General features: G+C 61.2%; 11 protein-coding genes and 1 tRNA gene. 4 read left to right on the top strand and 8 right to left on the bottom strand.

Going from position 1 to position 18,777, the window contains the following annotated elements; genetic code table 11:
- Nucleotides 1-11 precede the first annotated feature (11 nt).
- Complete coding sequence (locus tag VMP31_RS10410; RefSeq protein ID WP_325506772.1) at nucleotides 12-2,906, top strand: EAL domain-containing protein; 2,895 nt, start codon at nucleotides 12-14, stop codon at nucleotides 2,904-2,906.
- A 369-nt stretch (nucleotides 2,907-3,275) separates the two neighbouring features.
- On the opposite strand, the gene gabT is transcribed toward VMP31_RS10410, so the two are convergent.
- Nucleotides 3,276-4,556, bottom strand: a complete 1,281-nt coding sequence (gene gabT / locus VMP31_RS10405; protein ID WP_325506770.1) for a 4-aminobutyrate--2-oxoglutarate transaminase — start codon at nucleotides 4,554-4,556, stop codon at nucleotides 3,276-3,278.
- Nucleotides 4,557-4,733: 177 nt separating this feature from the next.
- Nucleotides 4,734-6,182: an NADP-dependent succinate-semialdehyde dehydrogenase gene (gene gabD / locus VMP31_RS10400; protein WP_325506768.1), complete on the bottom strand. Its 1,449-nt coding sequence runs from the start codon at nucleotides 6,180-6,182 to the stop codon at nucleotides 4,734-4,736.
- A 393-nt stretch (nucleotides 6,183-6,575) separates the two neighbouring features.
- Between gabD and VMP31_RS10395 the strand changes: the two genes are divergently transcribed.
- A tRNA-Arg gene (locus VMP31_RS10395) sits at nucleotides 6,576-6,652 on the top strand.
- 65 nt (nucleotides 6,653-6,717) lie between these two features.
- Here the strand turns inward: VMP31_RS10395 and VMP31_RS10390 are convergent.
- From VMP31_RS10390 to norR, 5 genes are all read right to left on the bottom strand, one after another.
- A complete protein-coding gene (locus tag VMP31_RS10390) occupies nucleotides 6,718-9,948 on the bottom strand; it encodes a type I restriction endonuclease subunit R (RefSeq protein WP_325506766.1) in 3,231 nt (1,076 codons plus the stop codon).
- Nucleotides 9,941-11,152, bottom strand: coding sequence for a restriction endonuclease subunit S (locus VMP31_RS10385; protein ID WP_325506764.1), 1,212 nt, complete (start codon nucleotides 11,150-11,152; stop codon nucleotides 9,941-9,943). The genes VMP31_RS10390 and VMP31_RS10385 overlap by 8 nt, the downstream gene beginning before the upstream one ends.
- Nucleotides 11,153-11,203: 51 nt before the next feature.
- On the bottom strand, nucleotides 11,204-12,067 hold the full coding sequence (dinD, locus tag VMP31_RS10380; RefSeq protein ID WP_325506762.1) for a DNA damage-inducible protein D: 864 nt from the start codon (nucleotides 12,065-12,067) through the stop codon (nucleotides 11,204-11,206).
- 44 nt (nucleotides 12,068-12,111) lie between these two features.
- Nucleotides 12,112-14,190: a class I SAM-dependent DNA methyltransferase gene (locus VMP31_RS10375; RefSeq protein ID WP_325506761.1), complete on the bottom strand. Its 2,079-nt coding sequence runs from the start codon at nucleotides 14,188-14,190 to the stop codon at nucleotides 12,112-12,114.
- A gap of 217 nt (nucleotides 14,191-14,407) precedes the next feature.
- Complete coding sequence (gene norR / locus VMP31_RS10370) at nucleotides 14,408-15,958, bottom strand: nitric oxide reductase transcriptional regulator NorR (protein WP_325506759.1); 1,551 nt, start codon at nucleotides 15,956-15,958, stop codon at nucleotides 14,408-14,410.
- A 175-nt stretch (nucleotides 15,959-16,133) separates the two neighbouring features.
- Between norR and hmpA the strand changes: the two genes are divergently transcribed.
- Complete coding sequence (gene hmpA, locus VMP31_RS10365) at nucleotides 16,134-17,315, top strand: NO-inducible flavohemoprotein (RefSeq protein ID WP_325506757.1); 1,182 nt, start codon at nucleotides 16,134-16,136, stop codon at nucleotides 17,313-17,315.
- Between the two features lie 22 nt (nucleotides 17,316-17,337).
- Nucleotides 17,338-17,592 (top strand): transmembrane sensor/regulator PpyR, encoded by a 255-nt coding sequence (locus VMP31_RS10360; RefSeq protein ID WP_325506755.1) that lies wholly within the window; start codon nucleotides 17,338-17,340, stop codon nucleotides 17,590-17,592.
- Nucleotides 17,593-17,837: 245 nt separating this feature from the next.
- Here VMP31_RS10360 and VMP31_RS10355 read toward each other — a convergent pair whose 3' ends face one another.
- Nucleotides 17,838-18,734 carry an alpha/beta hydrolase gene (locus VMP31_RS10355; protein ID WP_325506753.1) on the bottom strand — a complete coding sequence of 299 codons (897 nt, stop codon included), beginning with the start codon at nucleotides 18,732-18,734 and terminating at the stop codon, nucleotides 17,838-17,840.
- Between the last annotated feature and the right edge of the window lie 43 nt (nucleotides 18,735-18,777).

Genomic DNA, 18,777 nt, shown 5'->3' with positions numbered 1-18,777 from the left:
GAGGCGTCAGGATGCTCCAGCTGTTCAAATTCCCTGTGCTCGGTCTGTTGTTCGGCCTCTGCCTGCTCGCCAGCCCGACCTTTGCCGCCCCGCCCCTGCTTAGCCTGGACAGCAGCGCCCTGGTTCAGCCGGTCGCGGTGCCCGCGGCCCTGATGCTGGAAGACCCGAGCGCCAGCCTGACCGCCGGGGAAGTGCTGGAGCTGATCGAGGCCCAGGGCGTGCTGACCCAGGGCACGCCGCATATGGGTTACTCGGCCAGTGCCTGGTGGCTGGCCTTTCGCCTGGACGCCCCGGCCGCGGCGCGCCTCAACCTGATCATCGCCCATCCCTTTCTCGACGACCTGGAAGTCTGGCTGTACGACCGCGAGCGTCTGATCGCGCCCTATTACAGCGGCGACCATCGACCCTTTCTCGAGCGTGGCGAACCCTACCCGCATTTTATGCTGAGCCTGCCGCGCCTTGGCGAGGGTCCGCACACCTTGCTACTGCGGGTGCAGAGCGGGTCGTCGATCAGCCTGCCGATGCAGGTGGTCGGTGCCGAGCAGAGCAGCCTGCTGTTGGCCCATGACTGGCTGCAAAGCGGCCTGTTGTTCGGCGCACTGCTGAGCCTGGTGCTGTTCTACCTGATCAAGTTCAGTACCCTGCGCGAGCCGCAACTGGTCTGGTTCTGCCTGACCCTGTTCGGCGTGGCCCTGTACAACGCTGCGCAGCACGGCCTGGTGGCACTGTGGCTGCCGCAGTGGCCATGGCTGCCGATGCAGCTGGCCAACCTGGCCAATCCGCTGATGATGATCTTCAGCAGCCTGTTCCTGATCAGTGCGCTAAAGCTCGAGCTGGGGCGGCTGGTTTATCTGCGCGACGGTTTTTTCGCCCTGACCCTGCTGGTCTGCGGCTGGACCATCGTCAGCTACGGCCACCATCGCGCCTACCAGACCCTGAACGTGCTGATCCTGCTGACCGGTGCCCTCCATCTCGGCCTGCTTTTGCTCGGCGTCCGCCAGCGCCGGCCCTATGCGGGCGGCTACCTGTGGTGCTGGAGCGCGGCGCTGTTGCTGCTGTTGTTGGTGCCCCTGGGGCGTGCCGGGCTGCTGCCGCTGATGCCCGGGTTCAATTACCTGCATGTGTACCTGCCGGCCATCAGCCTGCTGCTGTTCGGCGGCATGCTCGACAAGCAGTTGGAACAGGTGCGGCGCGACCTGTTGCACAGCCGGGCCCAGGCAATCAGCCACCTGCAGCAGTACCAGGCGTTGTTCAGCAACAGCAGCGAGGGGATCTTTCGCTGCAGCGGGGCCGGGCTGCTGCTGGAGGCCAACCCCAGTTTTGTCGCGTTGCTGGGCGGGCAGATGGTCGAGGGCCTGAATATGCAGGCGCTGTTCGGCCGCGAGCAGTGGCGCGAACGCCTGGCGCTGCTGCAGGGCGAGCAGTCGGCCGTCAGCCAGGAGTGTCGGCTGCAGGGGCTCGATGGCCGGGTGCACTGGGTCTATCTGGCTCTGCAGCAGCGGCCGGATCAGGAGTGCATCGAGGGCATAGTGGTCGACCTCAGCGAGCGGCGCGCCCTGGAGGAACGTCTGCAACACCTGGCGGCCCATGACTCGCTCACCGGCCTGCTCAACCGTCGCGAGCTGGAGCGGCTGCTGCAGGAAAGCCTGAAGGAGGTTGCCAGCCGGCCGTTCAGCCACCTGCTGTGCCTGGATCTGGACCAGTTCAAGCAGGTCAACGACCTCTGCGGCCACTCCGCCGGTGACCAGTTGCTGCGTCAGCTGTCCACCCATCTGCAGCACCAGTTGCCGGCGGATGCCGAGCTGGCGCGTATCGGCGGCGACGAGTTCGCCGTGCTGCTGCGCGCCGCGGATGGGCAGAAGGCCCTCGCCCATGCCGAAAACCTGCGTCTGTGCGTCGAGCAGTTCGTCTTTTCCTGGGAGGGCCGGCCTTTTCGTGTGCAGGCCAGCATCGGCCTGCTGGAGCTCGACAGCGGAGTCCGCGATTGGGAAACCGCCCTGTACTGGGCCGACAGCGCCAGCCAGCTGGCCAAGCATCAGGGCCGCAACCGGGTACAACAGTTCAATCCGGCCGATGGCGCGCTGCTCAAACACCAGCGCCAGCTGCAATGGATTACCCGCCTGCGCGAAGGCATCGAGCAGAATCACTTCGAGCTGTACTACCAGCCGGTGATGCCGCTGCAGGGGGCCGCCGACGGCCTACGCTACGAGGTGTTGCTGCGCTACCGCGACCCGCACAGCGGCGAGCTGTTCAGCCCCGGGCAGTTTCTCGGTGCGGCCGAGCGCTATGGCTTTCTCGGGGCCATCGACCGCTGGGTGCTGCTTACTCTGTGTCAGTGGCTGGCCGATAACCCGCGCCATGTGCAGCAACTGGCCCAGGTCAATCTCAACCTGACCGCCAGCTCCCTGCTCAATGCCGAGTTTCACCAGTTGCTGCACAGCCAGTTGCAGCAGCACAAGCTGCCGGCCGACAAGTTGTGTATCGAGGTGACGGAGATGGTTGCTCTGGGCGAGTTGGGGGTGTCGGCGCAATGGATCAGGCAGCTGCGCGAGCATGGCCTGAAGGTGGCGCTGGACGACTTCGGCAGTGGCTTTGCCTCCTACGCCTACCTGCGGCATCTGCCGCTGGATATCGTCAAGATCGACGGCAGCTTTATCAGCGGCCTGGAGAACGACCCGATCAACCAGGCCATGGTCGGCTCCATGCAGCAGATCGCCAGCCAGCTGGGCCTGAGCACCGTGGCCGAATTTGTCGAAAACCAGGCGACCCTGGATTGTGTGCGGGCCCTGGGTATCGATTACGCCCAGGGCTACTTTATTGCGCGCCCGCAGCCACTGGCCGGGCTGGCCGATGCGCGGCTGAGCGAGGCCGGCTTCATTCGCTTGCCAGCGCGCTCGACTCCCTGAGGGACCGTTCGCTCTAGCCAGGCACGTAACCAAGATTCGCTGCCGCAGGTCTTGGCCGGCTGTTCAGCTGCTCAGCTGCTCAGCTGCTCAGATTGCCCCTTGCCACGCCATTTGTAGGAGCGGGCCATGCCCGCGATGTTTCTCAGGGATACCGCGATCGCGGCCATGGGCCGGGGCCCCCCGCCACAGCTACGAACCACCTAAACCTAGGGGCTGGATGCGATTCGGGGGAAGTCCTGCTGCTTGAACAGCCGCTCGCGGATTTCATCCGGGCTACGAAGGCGGCACACGCGTAAGGCAATAACGTTAGCCATACTATTGCGAGCAAAAGAAAACCCGCCGTAGCGGGTTTCTTTGCAGCCGTTGCGCTTACGCCAGTTCGTCGAAGCACTCGGCAATAATCGCCAGGCCTTTGTCGAGCAGCGCATCTTCGGCGGTCAGCGGTACCAGCACGCGCAGCACGTTGCCGTAGGTGCCGCAGGACAGCAGGATCAGGCCCTTGTCGCGGGCCTTGGCGACGATCTGCCCGGTCAGGGCGGCGTTGGGCTTGTGCAGGTCGCCGTCTTCGCACAGTTCCATGGCGATCATTGCGCCGAGGGCGCGCACCTCGCCGATGCTCTTGTGCTTGGTCTGGATGGCCTTGAGGCCGGTGACCAGACGCTCGCCGACAGCCTTGCAGCGGTCCAGCAGCTTTTCTTCCTCAAACACTTCCATCACGGCCAGGGCCGCGGCGCAGGCGATCGGGCTACCGGCGTAGGTGCCGCCCAGGCCGCCTGGGGCGATGGCGTCCATGTATTCAGCCTTGCCGCACACACCGGCCACCGGGAAACCGCCGGCGATGGATTTGGCGAAGGTGGTCAGGTCGGCGGCGACGCCCATCTGTTCCATGGCGAAGAAGGTGCCGGTACGACCAGCGCCAGTTTGCACTTCGTCGGCGATCAGCAGGATGCCGTGCTGATCACAGAGGGCGCGCAGGCGCAGCATAAAGTCTTTCGGCGCGACGTAGAAACCGCCCTCGCCTTGCACCGGCTCAATGATGATCGCGGCGATATCGCGGGGCTCGGCGTCGTTCTTGAAGATGCGCTCGATGCTAGTGATCGCGTCATCCGTGCTGACGCCGTGCAGCTCGCACGGGTACTGAGCGCGGAAGATGCCGCCGGGCATCAGGCCCATGCCGGCCGAGTAGGGTACGACCTTGCCGGTCAGACCCAGGGTCATCATGGTGCGACCGTGGTAGCCGCCGGTGAAGGCAATTACCCCGGCGCGGCCAGTGGCGGCGCGGGCGATCTTCACGGCGTTTTCCACCGCTTCGGAGCCGGTGGTGACCAGCAGGGTCTTCTTGGCGAAGTCGCCCGGCACCTTGGCGTTGACCTTCTCGCACAGCTCGACGTACGGCTCGTAGGCCAGCACCTGGAAGCAGGTGTGGGTCAGCTTGGTCAGCTGTTCCTGCACCGCAGCAATCACTTTCGGGTGTAGGTGGCCGGTGTTGAGCACCGCGATGCCGCCGGCGAAGTCGATAAACTCGCGACCTTCAACGTCGGTGACGGTAGCGTTCTTCGCCGATTCGGCGAAGATCGGGTGGATCTGGCCCACGCCGCGCGGAACGGCAGCGGTGCGGCGTTGCATTAAGGATTCGTTGGTCTTGCTCATGATGTCCTCATTCGCCGGCTAATCTCGGCGTGGTTCAAGGATGTGTCACCGGCGGCGGCTTGGCAGTATTCGATGATCGACTGTCACAGCACGCCCGGCCACAAGGTATGTCCATATAAAAGCCGAAGACGCAGCGCTCTCGTGCGTCTTCGGCGGGTTACTGCTACTTCGCCAGGATTAGATACCCAGGCAGAGGTATTTGATTTCCAGGTAATCCTCAATGCCGTACTTCGAGCCTTCGCGGCCGAGGCCCGAGGCTTTTACGCCGCCGAACGGCGCGACTTCATTGGAGATCAACCCGGTGTTGACGCCGACCATACCGTATTCCAAAGCTTCCGCCACACGGAACACGCGACCCAGGTCACGGGCATAGAAATACGAGGCCAGGCCGAACTCGGTGTCGTTGGACATGGCGATCACTTCGGCCTCGTCCTTGAAGCGGAACAGTGGGGCCAGCGGGCCGAAGGTTTCTTCCTTGGCCACGGCGGCGTTCTTCGGCACGTCGACCAGAATGGTCGGTTCGAAGAAGCTGCCGCCCAGGGCGTGCGGCTTGCCGCCAGCGAGCAGGCGCGCGCCTTTGCTCAGGGCATCGGCGATATGTTCCTGAACCTTGGCCACAGCCTTGTCGTCGATCAGCGGGCCGGTGGTGGTGCCTTCATCCAGACCGTTTCCGATCTGCAGCTTGGCTACGGCGGCGGCCAGCTTCTCGGCGAAGGCGTCGTACACGCCGTCCTGAATGTACAGGCGGTTGGCGCATACGCAGGTCTGACCGTTGTTGCGGTATTTGGAGATCAGCGCGCCTTCGACGGCTTTATCCAGATCGGCGTCGTCGAACACGATAAACGGCGCGTTGCCGCCCAGCTCCAGGGAGACCTTCTTGATGTCCTTGGCGCATTCGGCCATCAATTGGCGACCGATTTCGGTGGAGCCGGTGAAGCTCAGCTTGCGCACGATCGGGTTGCCGGTCAGCTCGCTGCCGATATCGCCAGCGCTGCCGGTAACCACGCTCAGCACGCCTTTCGGAATGCCGGCACGCTCGGCCAGCGCGACCAGGGCCAGGGCGGAGAACGGCGTCTGCGAGGCTGGCTTGATCACCATGGTGCAGCCGGCGGCCAGGGCCGGGCCGGCTTTACGGGTGATCATCGCCGCCGGGAAGTTCCACGGAGTAATGGCCGCCGTCACGCCGATTGGCTGCTTGATCACGATCAGACGTTTGTCCGGCTGATGGCCCGGAATCACGTCGCCGTACACGCGCTTGGCTTCTTCGGCGAACCACTCGATAAAGGAAGCGGCGTAGACGATCTCGCCCTTGGCTTCGGCCAGCGGTTTGCCCTGCTCCAGGGTCATCAGGCGGCCGAGGTCGTCCTGGTTCTCGATCAGCAGTTCAAACCAGCGGCGCAGTTTGTTCGAGCGCTCCTTGGCGGTCAGCGCACGCCAGGCCGGCAGGGCACGGTCGGCCGCTTCGATGGCGCGACGGGTTTCCGCTGCGCCCATCTTCGGCACCGTGCCGATGATTTCGCCAGTGGCCGGGTTGTTGACCTTGATGGTCTGGCCGCTGTCGGCGTCCAGCCAAGTGCCGTCGATATAAGCCTGCTGACGGAACAGCTGGGTGTCTTTCAGTTGCATGGCAGTCTCCTAAATTCCGACACCCTGGCATCGGCACTTGGTAGTGGGGTACGCCGTTGGGCAGCGCGCGTACGCTATTGTTTGGCGATTGTTGCCGCCGGCGGGCGGCGGTTCGGCGCAAATGCCCGGGATTTCGGGCAATTTTCGCCAGAACGTTTGAAATCTCAAACGAATCCTAGGGTCAAGAGGGGTAAAGGGCAATAGCCTGTTCGAAAAAATTAACGCAAATTTGCCAAGCCCCGCGCGTTGGAGCCGCTATTTAGCGAGGCCGCGCGCCGTGCAGAATTGCACACAAAGCGCCCTGCGCTGCCGGCCACCCCGCGTTGCTGGCCCAGCGTAACGACCCCTGGCATGGACGCCCGCCAGCGACATGGGTATGATTGCGCCCGCGCTGCACCAGTAGCTCAGCTGGATAGAGTACTGCCCTCCGAAGGCAGTGGTCGTGGGTTCGAATCCCGCCTGGTGCACCAAATATAGAAAAGCCCCTGGTTAATCCCAGGGGCTTTTTCGTTTGGCGAGAACTATCGGGGAAGCGTCAAGCCGCCCACTTACGCCCCTGGCTGGCGTAATCCAGTACCAGCTCGAAGATGTTGTCGCACTTCTCCTTGAATAGCACCCGGTCGTAGCTTTCCGGAAGGTTGCTGTGTAATACCTGCTCAACCGCCGAGCGCACGCTGCGCTGGGTCTGGCTGTCCTTGAACCAGTCCTGCACCAGAACCTTGGGCTGACCGTCCAGCAAGCGCTGCAGCAGCGACTTGGCGGCCAGTTTGACCTTCTGGGTCTCGTCCTGGGTCATGCTGTCCTTTTTCAGCAGGTCGAACAGCTCCAGTTCGTCTTCGCTCAGGCCCACGCGGATATGACGGTCGTCTTCGGCGCTCAGCGCTTCCAGATAACGCAGCAGTTCTTCGTGGTAATCCTCGGTGGCTGAACCGCCAGCGTTATAGCGGTCGATAATTTCCTGCAGGCGCTGGGCGAAGTCGCTGCGGGTTTTATTCACGGCCAGCATCTGCGCCACCTTCTTCTCCAGAAAGCCACGTAGGTCGGCGATCTCAATATTCTTGTAAGCGGTCCTTTTGAACTCTTCGCGCAGCTTGTCGAAGTCGATCTTGCTCAGATCCCAGGTGCGGCCCTTGCGCACGATCTGATAGGCCCCCTGGAACTCTTGGTGATGAAAGGCTTCGGCGTTATCCACCACCACGCTTTCATCCAGCAGCTCGTCGATACGCCGAGTTACCCGGTCGATATCCACCTGCTCGACCAGGCTGTCGATCACCCCGCGCAGGTAATCGAAGGCCGCCACCACTCGTACGGAACGGTGGCCGAGGATTTCCGGTTTGCAGGCCTCGTACAGGGCAGCAATGGTGTTCTGGTAGACGTTGAAGGTTTTGCGCCACTCCTCGTTGCCGAGCAGGATGTCGGCAAATTCATTAAAGCGGCTGAGGTTCTTGAAGATCTCCTCGCGGCCCAACACGTCTTCCAGGGCAATACCTCGTTCGTGGCAGTAACCCAGGCCTTCAGCGATGGCATCGTCCAGCAGCCCGCGCAATACGCTCTTGTCCTGCACCGGCGGTTCGTCCGTGCCTTCCTCGCCCTGGGCGTAGTCCTTCAGTGCCTGCTTCATATTGCGGAAGACGTTGTAGTAATCGACGATTTCGCCGTTGCTCTTGCTCACCCCGTTGATCTGATGCGAGGTCACCCGGTTGGCGCGGGCGATAGTCTGCATCAGGGTGTGGCCCTTCATCGGCTTGTCGAGGTACAGGGTGGAAACAGTCGGCGCGTCGAAACCGGTCAGCCACATGGCGCAGACGAACACCAGTTGCAGCGGGTGTTCGGGATCTTTGAAATTTTGTTCGACATCATGGCCGTGCTCGTCGAGTGCATTGATGCGCTGGCGATGGCGGGCGACTTCCAGGCCTTGCAGCTTGAACTTCTCCTCCTCGCCGGCTTCCTCGCTGATTACCACGGCCATCTGCACAGCGTGCATATAGGCGACGATCTTTTTCAGCCGGGCCTTTTCCACCTCGTTGGGCGTGTCCTTGATCCGCCCGCGCAGGGCTTTTAGTTCTTCCTTCCACAGCCGCTGCACCTTGTCGTACAGCTTTACTGCGGTGAACTTGTCCACGGCGATAACGATGCCCTTGCCCAGATAACCACGGCGCGGGAAGTGGTAGACGATGTCGCGGGCGATGGTTTCCAGGCGGTCGTCGCGCTTGATCACCTGCACTTCCTGGGCGAACTGGCGTTCGAGCTTTTCCTGCTGCGCTTCGTCGAGATTTTCCTCTTCGAGGATTTGGTAGAACTCCTCGCTGAGGTCGTCGTTCTGGATCAGCACCTCGGGCACGCGCTTCTGGTAGAACAGCGGCACGGTGGCGCCGTCGTCCATCGACTGCTGGAAGTTGTATTCCGAGACGTAATCGCCAAACCACTGGTTGGTCTTACGCTCACGGCCCAGCAGCGGCGTGCCGGTAAAGGCGACGAAGTTGGCCTTGGGCAGGCCGGCGCGCATGTTTTCCGCCAGGCTCTTGTACTGGGTACGGTGCGCCTCATCGACGATCACCACGATATCGTCGCGATTGGACAACAGCGGGTAAGCCTTGCCTTTGTCGTAGCGGAACTTCTGGATCAGAGTGAACACCAGGCGCTTGCTCTGGCCGAGGAAGGCGCGCAGCTCTTCGCTGTTTTTCGGCCTGGCGGCTTCGTGGCTCTGCACCGTGCCGGTATTGAGAAAGTTGCGGAAAATCTGCCCGTCGAGATCGTCGCGGTCGGTGACCACCAGAAAGGTGAAGTGCCCCGGCAGTTTGCGCAGGATCTTGCGCGCATAGAAGATCATCGAAAAGCTCTTGCCCGAGCCTTGGGTGTGCCAGAACACGCCGAGCTTGCCGCGTAGGGCCTTGCGCTGCTGGAAGCGCGTGAAGGCACGGTTGACGCCGATAAACTGGTGGTTCTGGGCGATGATCTTCTGCGTCTGCTTGTGGAACAGCACATAGTTTTCCACGTAATCCAGCAGCCGCTCGGGAGCGAACAGACCGTCGATCACCCGCTCGATGCTGGTGCCTTGTTCCTTGATCTGTGCGCGGTCGAGCTTTTCCTTCTCGTCGTCCACCCGCAGCCAGCTAAAGAAGTGCTCCCACTCGGCAGTCAGACTGCCGACGCGGGTTTCCAGGGCATTGCTGAGTACGCAGAAGGCGTTGGTCAGAAACAGTTGCGGAATACTCTGCCGGTAACGCACCAGGTTGTCGTCGTAGGCATTGCGCACCGGAATATTCGAGTTTTTTAGCTCGATAAATACCAGCGGAATGCCGTTTACGTAGAGCAGCACATCCGGGCGCAGGTACTTGTCGTTGATGCCCTTGATCCACAGCTGGGTTACGGCGAGAAAGTCGTTATTGCTCGCCTCGGCGAAGTCGATCAGCCGCAGCTGCTCCTGCTGCCATTGGCCGTCCTGCTGGTAACGCACGGCGATGCCGTCACGCAGCAACGCATCCAGTTCGCGGTTGGCGGCCACCAGGGTCATGGCCTGGCGGCGCTCGGCAAATTGCGCCAGGGCTTGTTCCAGCGCCGCATCGGGTATCTGCGGGTTTAACCGCCGGGCGGCGGCCTGCAATCTGTCGCCGAGGATTACATCGCGCTTGTCGCGGCGGCCGGAGCCATCCTGCAAGTCACCCGGCTGCGCAGTCATGCAGTTGAGCAATTCATAGCCATATTGCTCACGCAACCGACCCAGCAGGGTGCGCTCGATATCGTCCTCGGAAAACAGATTAGGCATGGGCTACTTCCTGTCGGGCCGCGGCGGCCTCGCGCATGCTGGGGGGAAACTGGATATCCAGTTGGTCGACTGGGAGTTTGCCGGAGATCAGGCGGGGAAGCAGCAACTCCCTACACTGACGCAAGATGTGATCTTCTTTCGAAAGCTTATTAATTTTCTTCAGCAAGGGCTCGACATGCCTATCAAATTCTTTAAGCAGCCCGTCCGGAGGAAGCAAAATTTTTGCTTTCTCAAAATCCTCAAAACTGGTTGCTGGATACGCAGAGCCTTTCGCCACCACTGTCATTTGTTCAACAAAAGAGTCAGTAGTAACGGCCATTTTCAAGAAACTGTAAGGAACCTGCTGGCGATGGGATATGACTGCAAAACCCGTTGAGGCAACTAAATTTTCTGGTGGATCATAAATCAAACAATAGGCACGATTTGCAGGTCGAACTGATGACCAGATAATATCGCCATGCTTTACAATGCGGCGCGCTCTCCCAGGTGCGTTATTAAAATCTATAGACTCCGGCAGGGTATATTCATTGGTGGAGACACAGCCAATGTCAAGGTAGTGAACCTTCTGAGGCTCACGACTTTTGCGAATACTCCTGGCATTAACCTCTGCTAGTTTGGACAGTTCAGCCACGACCCAGCCTGCTGGTATTCCTTTCTCAAATTTCGCCTGCTGGTATCCAGGAAAGCGGAAGCGTGCAAACCATTCGCGGTAAAGCTCCTCGGCCATTTGTTCCAACAGCTCAATACGACGACGGTTATTTTCGATCAGATCGTCGTAGGTGGAGAGAACGGCAGCGATTTTTTCCTGGACACCAACAGGAGGAAGCGCCACTCGCAAATTATTAAGAATTTTGAGAGTGAGGAATTTTGTTGTTGCCCCTGTTGCTTCCTGCTCAAACGCCTTCAAGTATGGGCGCAAGTAAAAATATAGATACTTGATATTGAGCACCTGTGCATTTCTACTTTGAATAATGTAGGTGCGCTGGTAGGCGTTAAACTTCCCTTTGTAATATTTGAGCGGAAATATCCCGCCCGCATTGTTGCCCGCGAGCAGAACGCACTCCGTATCGAAAGCATAAGAGTTGATTCTGTAGGTCGTCTGAGCGCAGGTAAAAAATGGGTACTTACCTTCTTCTTCAGCCGCATTCGAGTCGAGCTTCCCCGTCTTGAAAGTGACTAAATCACAGGCTTTTTCGTAATGCATTGTCATTCCTTAGCCTGACCTATCAGCATAATTATGCTGTCGTAGCCGCCATTACTCATGCTTTGACTCATCATCCAACCGCTCTACCGTCTTCGGCAGCTTCTTGGCCTCAGCCGTATGCCGGCGCTCGATCTTTTTCAGGTCTTCGGCGGGCGGTAGCTGTTCGGGCACTATGCCGCGATCACTGAGCAGCGCTCGTACATCGGCGTTGTTCTTTACATGCTCGTTGGTGATTTCGCGCTCGCTGTCGAGGTCGTCTTTCTTGATATTGAAGTTGGTGATTTCGTTGGCGAAGTCCTTGGCTTTGATGGTGATGGTCGGCAGAAAGTCGGCCAGTGGACGGCTCTGCGGTACGCCGAGGCGTTCCTTCATCTGCTGGGTGCTGACGCCGCCGAACAGCGCCTGATCGCCGCGACTGCGAATGCGGGCGAAGCTCTGTTCCTCACCCAGGCGTTCGTAGATCACGCTGGACAGCTGCTTTTCCGAGGCGGTGAGCTTTTTGCGCGCGACCAGCCGTTCGCTTTCCGCCAGGCGCTGTTCGATCAGCTCCTGTTTGCGGGTTTGCAGGGCGAAGTAGGTCTGGGCGAAGGCGATGGGCTCCTTGCTCGGGTCGCCGTTCTGCGCGATCAGGTAGCAGGCGTAGCGGGTCAGGGCGATATCCTCGACGGCGCGCTGGGAGCCGGAGCCGAGGCTGACCATTTTCGTGACATCACGAAAATGGTCGTCGACCAGATTGCCCGCCGCCTCGCAGGAGGCCTTGGCCTTGTCGATGATTTTGGCGAAGTTTTCCCAACGGGCATAACCGAGCATCGGTTGCAGCTCACGGGCCAGCCAGAACTCGGTGGCGGTTTCCGCGTGACGCTGAACGATGTCTTCGAAGGCGGCATGCAGTTTGACGATCAAGTCCTTTTTCATCGGTAACGCTCCTTGTGGGTACGACCCAAGACTGGCAGCCGCACTCAGACCTCGCCAGTCAGTTGGCGGATATTGTGGGCGATTACGGCTTCCAGCTCGCGGGCCTCACTGTTGAGGCGGGTCAGTTCGTCATTCATGGCCAGCAGGCCGTCGATAAATTCTTCCTCGGTCTTGCCGTCTTCCTCGATCACCACGCCGACATAGCGGCCGGGGTTGAGCGAGTAGTCCTGTTCTTTCACTTCTTCCGGGGTGGCCAGTTTGCACAGGCCGGTAACGTCTTCGTATTGGGCAGCGGGAAAACGCTCTTGCAGCCAGTGAATATGCTGGAAGTAGCTTTCCGCACCTTTCACTTCGCCATGCAGTTTTTCCAGGGCGGTTTTCAGCGCCTTGGTTTCGCGGTCGGTACTGCCGCGCTTGCCTTCAGCCTTGGCGGCTTCGGCCAGGCGCTTTTCGTGCTGGCGCACGGCCTTGTCCAGGCGTTTGAGGTTGGCATGCAGGCCGGCGAAGAAGGGGTCGAAGGTTTCGCGCAGGGCATGCTGGGCCTGGTTCTTCGCATCCACCTCGGCATCGTCCAGGTGCTTGGCCTGGTAAGCGACGTAGGCATCCTGCAGCGGCTTGAGTTCGATCCATTGCTCACGCAGGGCTTGCACCGCTGCACGGCCTTCGGCTTCCTGCAGCATATCCAGCAGTTGCTCGGATAACGGCTGAATATGCGGCTGGTTTTCCACCAGGCGCGCCACGCCGGCGGCGAAGTAGCCATCGACTAGGCGCACGAACTCATCACGCTGGCCGCGGTGCAATTTGCTGATGATGGCGATGTTCTGCACTTGCTCGTCATTCAGCTCGCGCAGGGAGCGGGTGAGCTGGGTGAAGATATTGCGCGCGTCGATAAACAGGATGCGCTTGTCCTGCTTGGCCTTATCGAAGAACCACAACGTAGCCGGCAGGGTGACGGTGTAGAACAGATTCGACGGCAGGCTGAGCATGGCGTAGATCAGGTTGTTGTCGATCAGCGCCTGGCGAATCTCGGCCTCGGAGTGGCGGGCATCGGAAGCCGAGTTGGCCATCACCAGCGCAGCGCGACCCTTGGGCTTGAGCGAGGTGGCGAACAGGCTGATCCACAGGTAGTTGCCGTTGGGTACGGTTTCCTTACCTTCTTCGCCCTTCTTGGCCTTGGATTTGTTGCGCGGGATGCCGTAGGTGTTGAAGCGACGGTCGTTCTCCACCGTGGCCAGGGATACGTCGTCGACGTTGAACGGTGGATTGGCCATCACGTAGTCGAACTGGCCGAAGCTGTTGTGCGGGTCTTCGTAGTAACTGTTGGCCTGCATGATGGTGCCCCGCAGGCCGTTGACCGCCAGGTTCATCTTGGCCAGCTTGACGGTTTCCAGGGTTTTTTCCTGGCCGTAGACATAGATATCGCCGTCATTGGCGTGATTAGCGTCATGGCGGTGCTGCTCAATAAATTGCGCTGATTGCACAAACATACCCGCCGAGCCGCAAGCCGGGTCGTAGACCTTGCCGCCGTGGGGCTCGATGATTTCCACCATCAGCTTGACCACCGAGCGCGGGGTAAAGAACTCGCCGCCGCCCTGGCCTTCGGAGAGGGCGAACTCGGCGAGGAAGTATTCGTAGATCTGGCCAAAGATATCGCCGCTGGCATTCTGGGGAATGTCGTTGAAGGTGCGCAGCAGTTCTTTGGGGATGCCCTTGTTCTGCGCCGAGCGGGTGAGGCGGAAGTATTCGTCCTGGGGCAGCACGCCTTGCAGCTCAGGCTTGTACTCCTCGATGGCCTTCATCGCTTCCTTGATGGCCTTGGCGATGTCTTTGCTGTCCTCCAGGTTAAGCAGGTAGTCGTAACGGGCGTGGTCGGGCAGGTAGAAGCCGCATTTCTCGATGGCGATATCGGCCAGCGACTTCTCCAGGCGGGTGTCCTTGTAGGCGAGAAAGTCGCGATGAATGGCCTTCTCGTGCTGCTTGAACTTGTTGTCGGCGAACTTGAGGAAGATCAGCCCCAATACCGGGGTGGAATATTCGCTGGCCTTGAGGTCGGAGTTGGCGCGAAGGTTATCGGCGGCGCGCCAAAGATCGGTTTCGAGTTTCTGTAACTGCTCTTTGGTCATTGGGTTCTGCTTGAGAGGTTCGGAGTGGTGCTATGCGCAATGGGCTGAAGTATTCCAAGGATGTTGGTTGGGGGCCAGCCAAAACGCATGCGTGGATGCTTTACGAGGCATTCCAGTACATATTTGGGGTTATCTTTAATAGCAAAAGGCCTCGGGTGAAAACCTGGGGCCTTTTGCGTTTCTGCAGCTCTATCCGGGCGGCATGGGCGGGCTTGCTTCAGTTCAAACCCAGACGCCGCGCCAGGCGGATCAGGTTGGCGCGGTCGATGCCGAGTTCGCGGGCGGCGGGGGACCATTTGTGTTGGTGGCGGGCGAGGGTCTGGCTGATCAGCTGTTTCTGGTAGGCGTCCAGGGCTTCGCGCAGGGGCAGGCTGTTGTGTTCGGTGGGGGCGCTGGGCGTGGGGTTGGGTGCGCTGGGCTGGCTGTCGGGCAGGTCGAGGGCGCGGGTGTCGATGCTGAGGATGCGCGGGCGTTCGTTGCAGGCCGACAGGGCCTTGAGCGCGGCGCGGCCGATCAGGTGTTCCAGCTCGCGCACGTTGCCGGGCCAGTCGTGGGCCAGCAGGGCCTTCTGCGCTTCGCTGCTCAGGCGTAGGCTGCGCAGGCCCAAGCGTGCGCGGTTTTCCTCGAGGAAGTAGCCGGCCAGCAGCAATACGTCGCGGCCGCGCTCGTGCAGCGTCGGCACCTTGAGTGGGTAGACGCTGAGGCGGTGGTAGAGGTCGGCGCGAAAACGTCCGGCGCGCACCTCTTCGGCCAGATCGCGGTTGGTCGCCGCCAGCACGCGCACATTGACCCGTTGCTCGCGGTCGCTTCCGACCCGCTGCAACTGGCCGCTCTGCAACACGCGCAGCAGCTTGGCCTGGGCCACCAGTGGCAGTTCGCCGACCTCGTCGAGAAACAGGGTGCCGCCGTCAGCCAGTTCGAACTTGCCGCGACGTTCGTTGTGGGCCCCGGTAAAGGCTCCGCGCACATGGCCGAACAGTTCGCTCTCCACCAGGTTGTCCGGCAGCGCCGCGCAGTTGAGGCTGATCAGCGGCCGCGCCGCCCGTGGCGAGGCGGCGTGAATGGCTTCGGCCACCAGTTCCTTGCCGACCCCGGTGGCACCGCTGATCAGCACGCTCAGTTCGCTGTCGCCGACCAGGGCAATTTCCTGCTGCAGCTGTTTATGCACCGCGCTCTGGCCGATCAGTTCGCGCGGGCGCTGCTGGCCGGCGGCCTGCTTATAGATTTCCGCCAACTGGTGTTCGTCCTCGGCCCGGCGCTGCAGCAGGCTGATCCGCTCGTTGGCCATCACGGTGGCGGCGGCCAGGCTGGCGAAGGCTTGCAAGTTGTCCAGGTCGACGCTGCCGAAGCTGGCCGGGTCGAGGGAATCCAGGGTCAGCAGGCCCCAGGGTTGGTCCTGCACATACAGCGGGCAACCAAGGCAGTCGTGCACCTGGAGGTGGCCGCGATGGCCCTCGACCAGGCCGTCGTAAGGGTCGGGCAGTTCGCAGTCGGTGGCGAAGCGGGTTGGCCCGCGTTGGCTCAGCAGGGCCTGCAGGCGCGGGTGTTCGCTGAGTTTGAAGCGCCGGCCGAGGGTGTCGACACTCAGGCCAAGGACCGCCAGGGGCACCAGTTGCTCGCCATCGAGCCTGAGCAGGGCCACGGCATCGCAGGGCAGCAGCTGGCGCAGGGCCTGCAGCAGACGGCGATAGCGTTCGGCTTCGGGCAGTTCGCGGGCCAGGTCGGCAACCAGGGGAATCAGCGCGGTGAGCAGTGGGTTTGCTGTCATAAGGACACTTTAGCAGTCATTTAGACTCGAAATATTTGCTGTCATAAACACAGCATGATTATTAACTAATTGAAATATATAGATAAATTTAGTGGCACGATTTCTGTAGTAATCAGGGTGATATGAACTTAGCACGTCAGCAAGCGCGGCGTGTCAGCCCTGCAGGAGTCACCCCATGCTCAGCCCGCAACAGATCACCCTGATCAAGGCCACCGTACCGCTGCTGGAAACCGGCGGCGAAGCCCTGACCCGGCACTTCTACCAACTGATGTTCAGCCAGTACCCCGAGGTGCGCGCGCTGTTCAACCAGGCGCACCAGGCCAGCGGCAGCCAGCAGCGCGCCCTGGCCAATGCGGTGCTGATGTACGCCCGGCATATCGACAAACTCGAGGCTTTGGGTCCTCTAGTAGGACAGATCGTCAACAAGCATGTGTCGCTGCAGATCCTCCCCGAGTATTACCCGATTGTCGGCAGCTGCCTGTTGCAGGCGATCCGTGAAGTGCTGGGTGCCGAGATTGCCACCGATGAGGTGATCGCCGCCTGGGCCGGGGCCTATGGCCAACTGGCGGACATCCTGATCGAGGCCGAGGAGAGCGTCTATGCCGCCACGGCCGATGCTCCAGGTGGCTGGCGTGGTGCGCGCAGTTTTCGCCTGAGCCGCAAGGTGCAGGAGAGCGAGGAAATCGTCTCGTTGTACCTGGCTCCGGCCGATGGCGGCAGCCTGCCGCCGTTCCAGGCGGGGCAATATATCGGCCTGCGTTTGCTGCTGGACGGCGAGGAGCAGCGCCGCAACTATTCGCTGTCGGCCCTGGGCGATGGCCGCGAGTACCGCATCAGCGTCAAGCGCGAGGTGGGCGGCAAGGTGTCCAATTACCTGCATGACCAGTTGCAGGTGGGTGCCAGCCTTGAGCTGTTTGCGCCGGCCGGGGACTTCGTCCTGCGTGAGTCGAACAAGCCGTTGGTGCTGATCAGCGCGGGCGTCGGTATCACCCCGGCGCTGAGCATGCTGGAGGCGGCGCGCGACAGTGGCCGCGAAATCCACTTTATCCACTGCGCGCGGCACGCCGGGGTGCATGCCTTCCGCGACTGGGTCGACAGCCAGGGCGCTGAGCGTCCGCAGCTGCGTCACTACGTGTGCTACAGCGAGCCGCGGGCGGGCGATAAGGCCGATGCCGAGGGCTTTCTCAGCCTAGAGCAACTGGAGCAATGGTTGCCCGAGCAACGCGATCTGGACGCTTACTTCCTCGGGCCCAAGCCCTTTATGGCGCAGATCAAGCGGCACCTGCAGGAACTCGGCGTGCCGCCCGGGCAGAGCCACTATGAGTTCTTCGGCCCGGCCAGCGCGCTGGACGGTTAATAACCTGGTCTAGGAGGTGATTATGTTGGCGTATCTATCCTGCCCATTGCGGGTACTGCAACTGGCGAATCGCATGCTGCTGGCCGGTGTGCTGCTGTTGCTCAGCGGGTTGCTTGGCGCGTATGGCCTGGAGGCGCAGCTGAGCATGGGCAGCCTGGTCACGGCGCACTCGCTGACGATCATCGGCCCAGGCCTGCTCAAGCTGGGTTATGTGCTGCGCCTGGCCGCGCAGCAGCAATTGCGCAAGCTGCAGCAACCCTGTTGCGTGGCGGCGTGATCGCTGGCGCGAGCTGAGCATTGCACCATCGGGGCGGCAGGGTTTCGCCCGTGCTTTTTCGATGGCGCGTGGTGGTTGGTTTGTGGGCGCTGCTGCTGGGTTATCTGCCTGGCTGGTAGCCTGGCCAGCCGGGATAGATGATGCATCAAGCTGCACGCTCGGCATGGGTAGAGAGAGCCGGGTGCGCCAGGGCCGGCCGCGAGGTCGTGGTGCGCGCGGTGCACCCTACGGGGCCTGCTAATGATTTACCGGGAGAAGGTCTTCAGTAGAAACGCCAACTGATCCGCAACACTCTTCTCCCGATTCGCCCCCTGATAGATGTCGAAATGCCCCATGTCGTAACGGCGCACTTCTGCGTGCTTCATTTTCTTTGCGGCTTTCTCTGCCGCTGCCACCGGAGCTACGGTGTCCTTCTCGCAAATCTGGATCAGCGCCGGGCAAGTGACCTTGTGTGCTTGCGTTACCGGTCGGAAGGTCATCAGGGTGCTGGAGACGCGCGCGGCCACTTTGTTCGGCACACCTGCGGGCACCAGGGCGAGATAGCCGTCATAGCAATCGGCTGCAGTCATTGCTGCCACTTCGCCGGGACGCCCGGCGGAAGCAATGTAGTGCGGTGACATGCCGAGCAGGGCGCGGGTGATATCTACAGCACCGTGGGCGCTGAGTTTCAGTACATGGGCTATGCCGGCATAGCGGATCACTTCGAGCGCCGAGGCCAGGCCGTCCATCATCGGGCATTGAGCAATGATGGCCTGCACATTACCGTCGCGTGCCGCGGCGACTGTGACGAGGCCGCCACCGAAGGAGGTGCCCCACAGGGCGATGGCGTCAGGCTTGATGCCATCGAGCTGGCGCACGAAGGCGATGGCGCAGAGCCAGTCTTCCACTTCCCGCGACGGCACCAGCAGTTGACGCGGTTGGCCGTCGCTGGCCCCGAAGTGCCGGTAGTCGAACATAAAGGCGGCATAACCGGCGTTGGCGAAGGCCTCGGCAAAGGGCGCGATGCCGCATTCGCGGGTGGCGGCAAAGCCGTGACCCATGATCACGCAGGGCACCGGCCCTTTGGCTTCCGCCGGCATATACAGGTAGCCCTTGCAGGTAATGCCGTGACTGGTGAAAGCGAGATCAGTGCGCGTGAACATGCTGTGTTCCTTGCTGGTGTGGCTGTTTCGCGGTCGGTCGGCC

Source organism: Pseudomonas sp., assembly GCF_035512415.1.
GTDB lineage: Bacteria > Pseudomonadota > Gammaproteobacteria > Pseudomonadales > Pseudomonadaceae > Aquipseudomonas.
The sequence above is the reverse complement of the archived record's forward strand: the minus strand, read 5'-3'. Positions and strand labels throughout refer to the sequence as shown.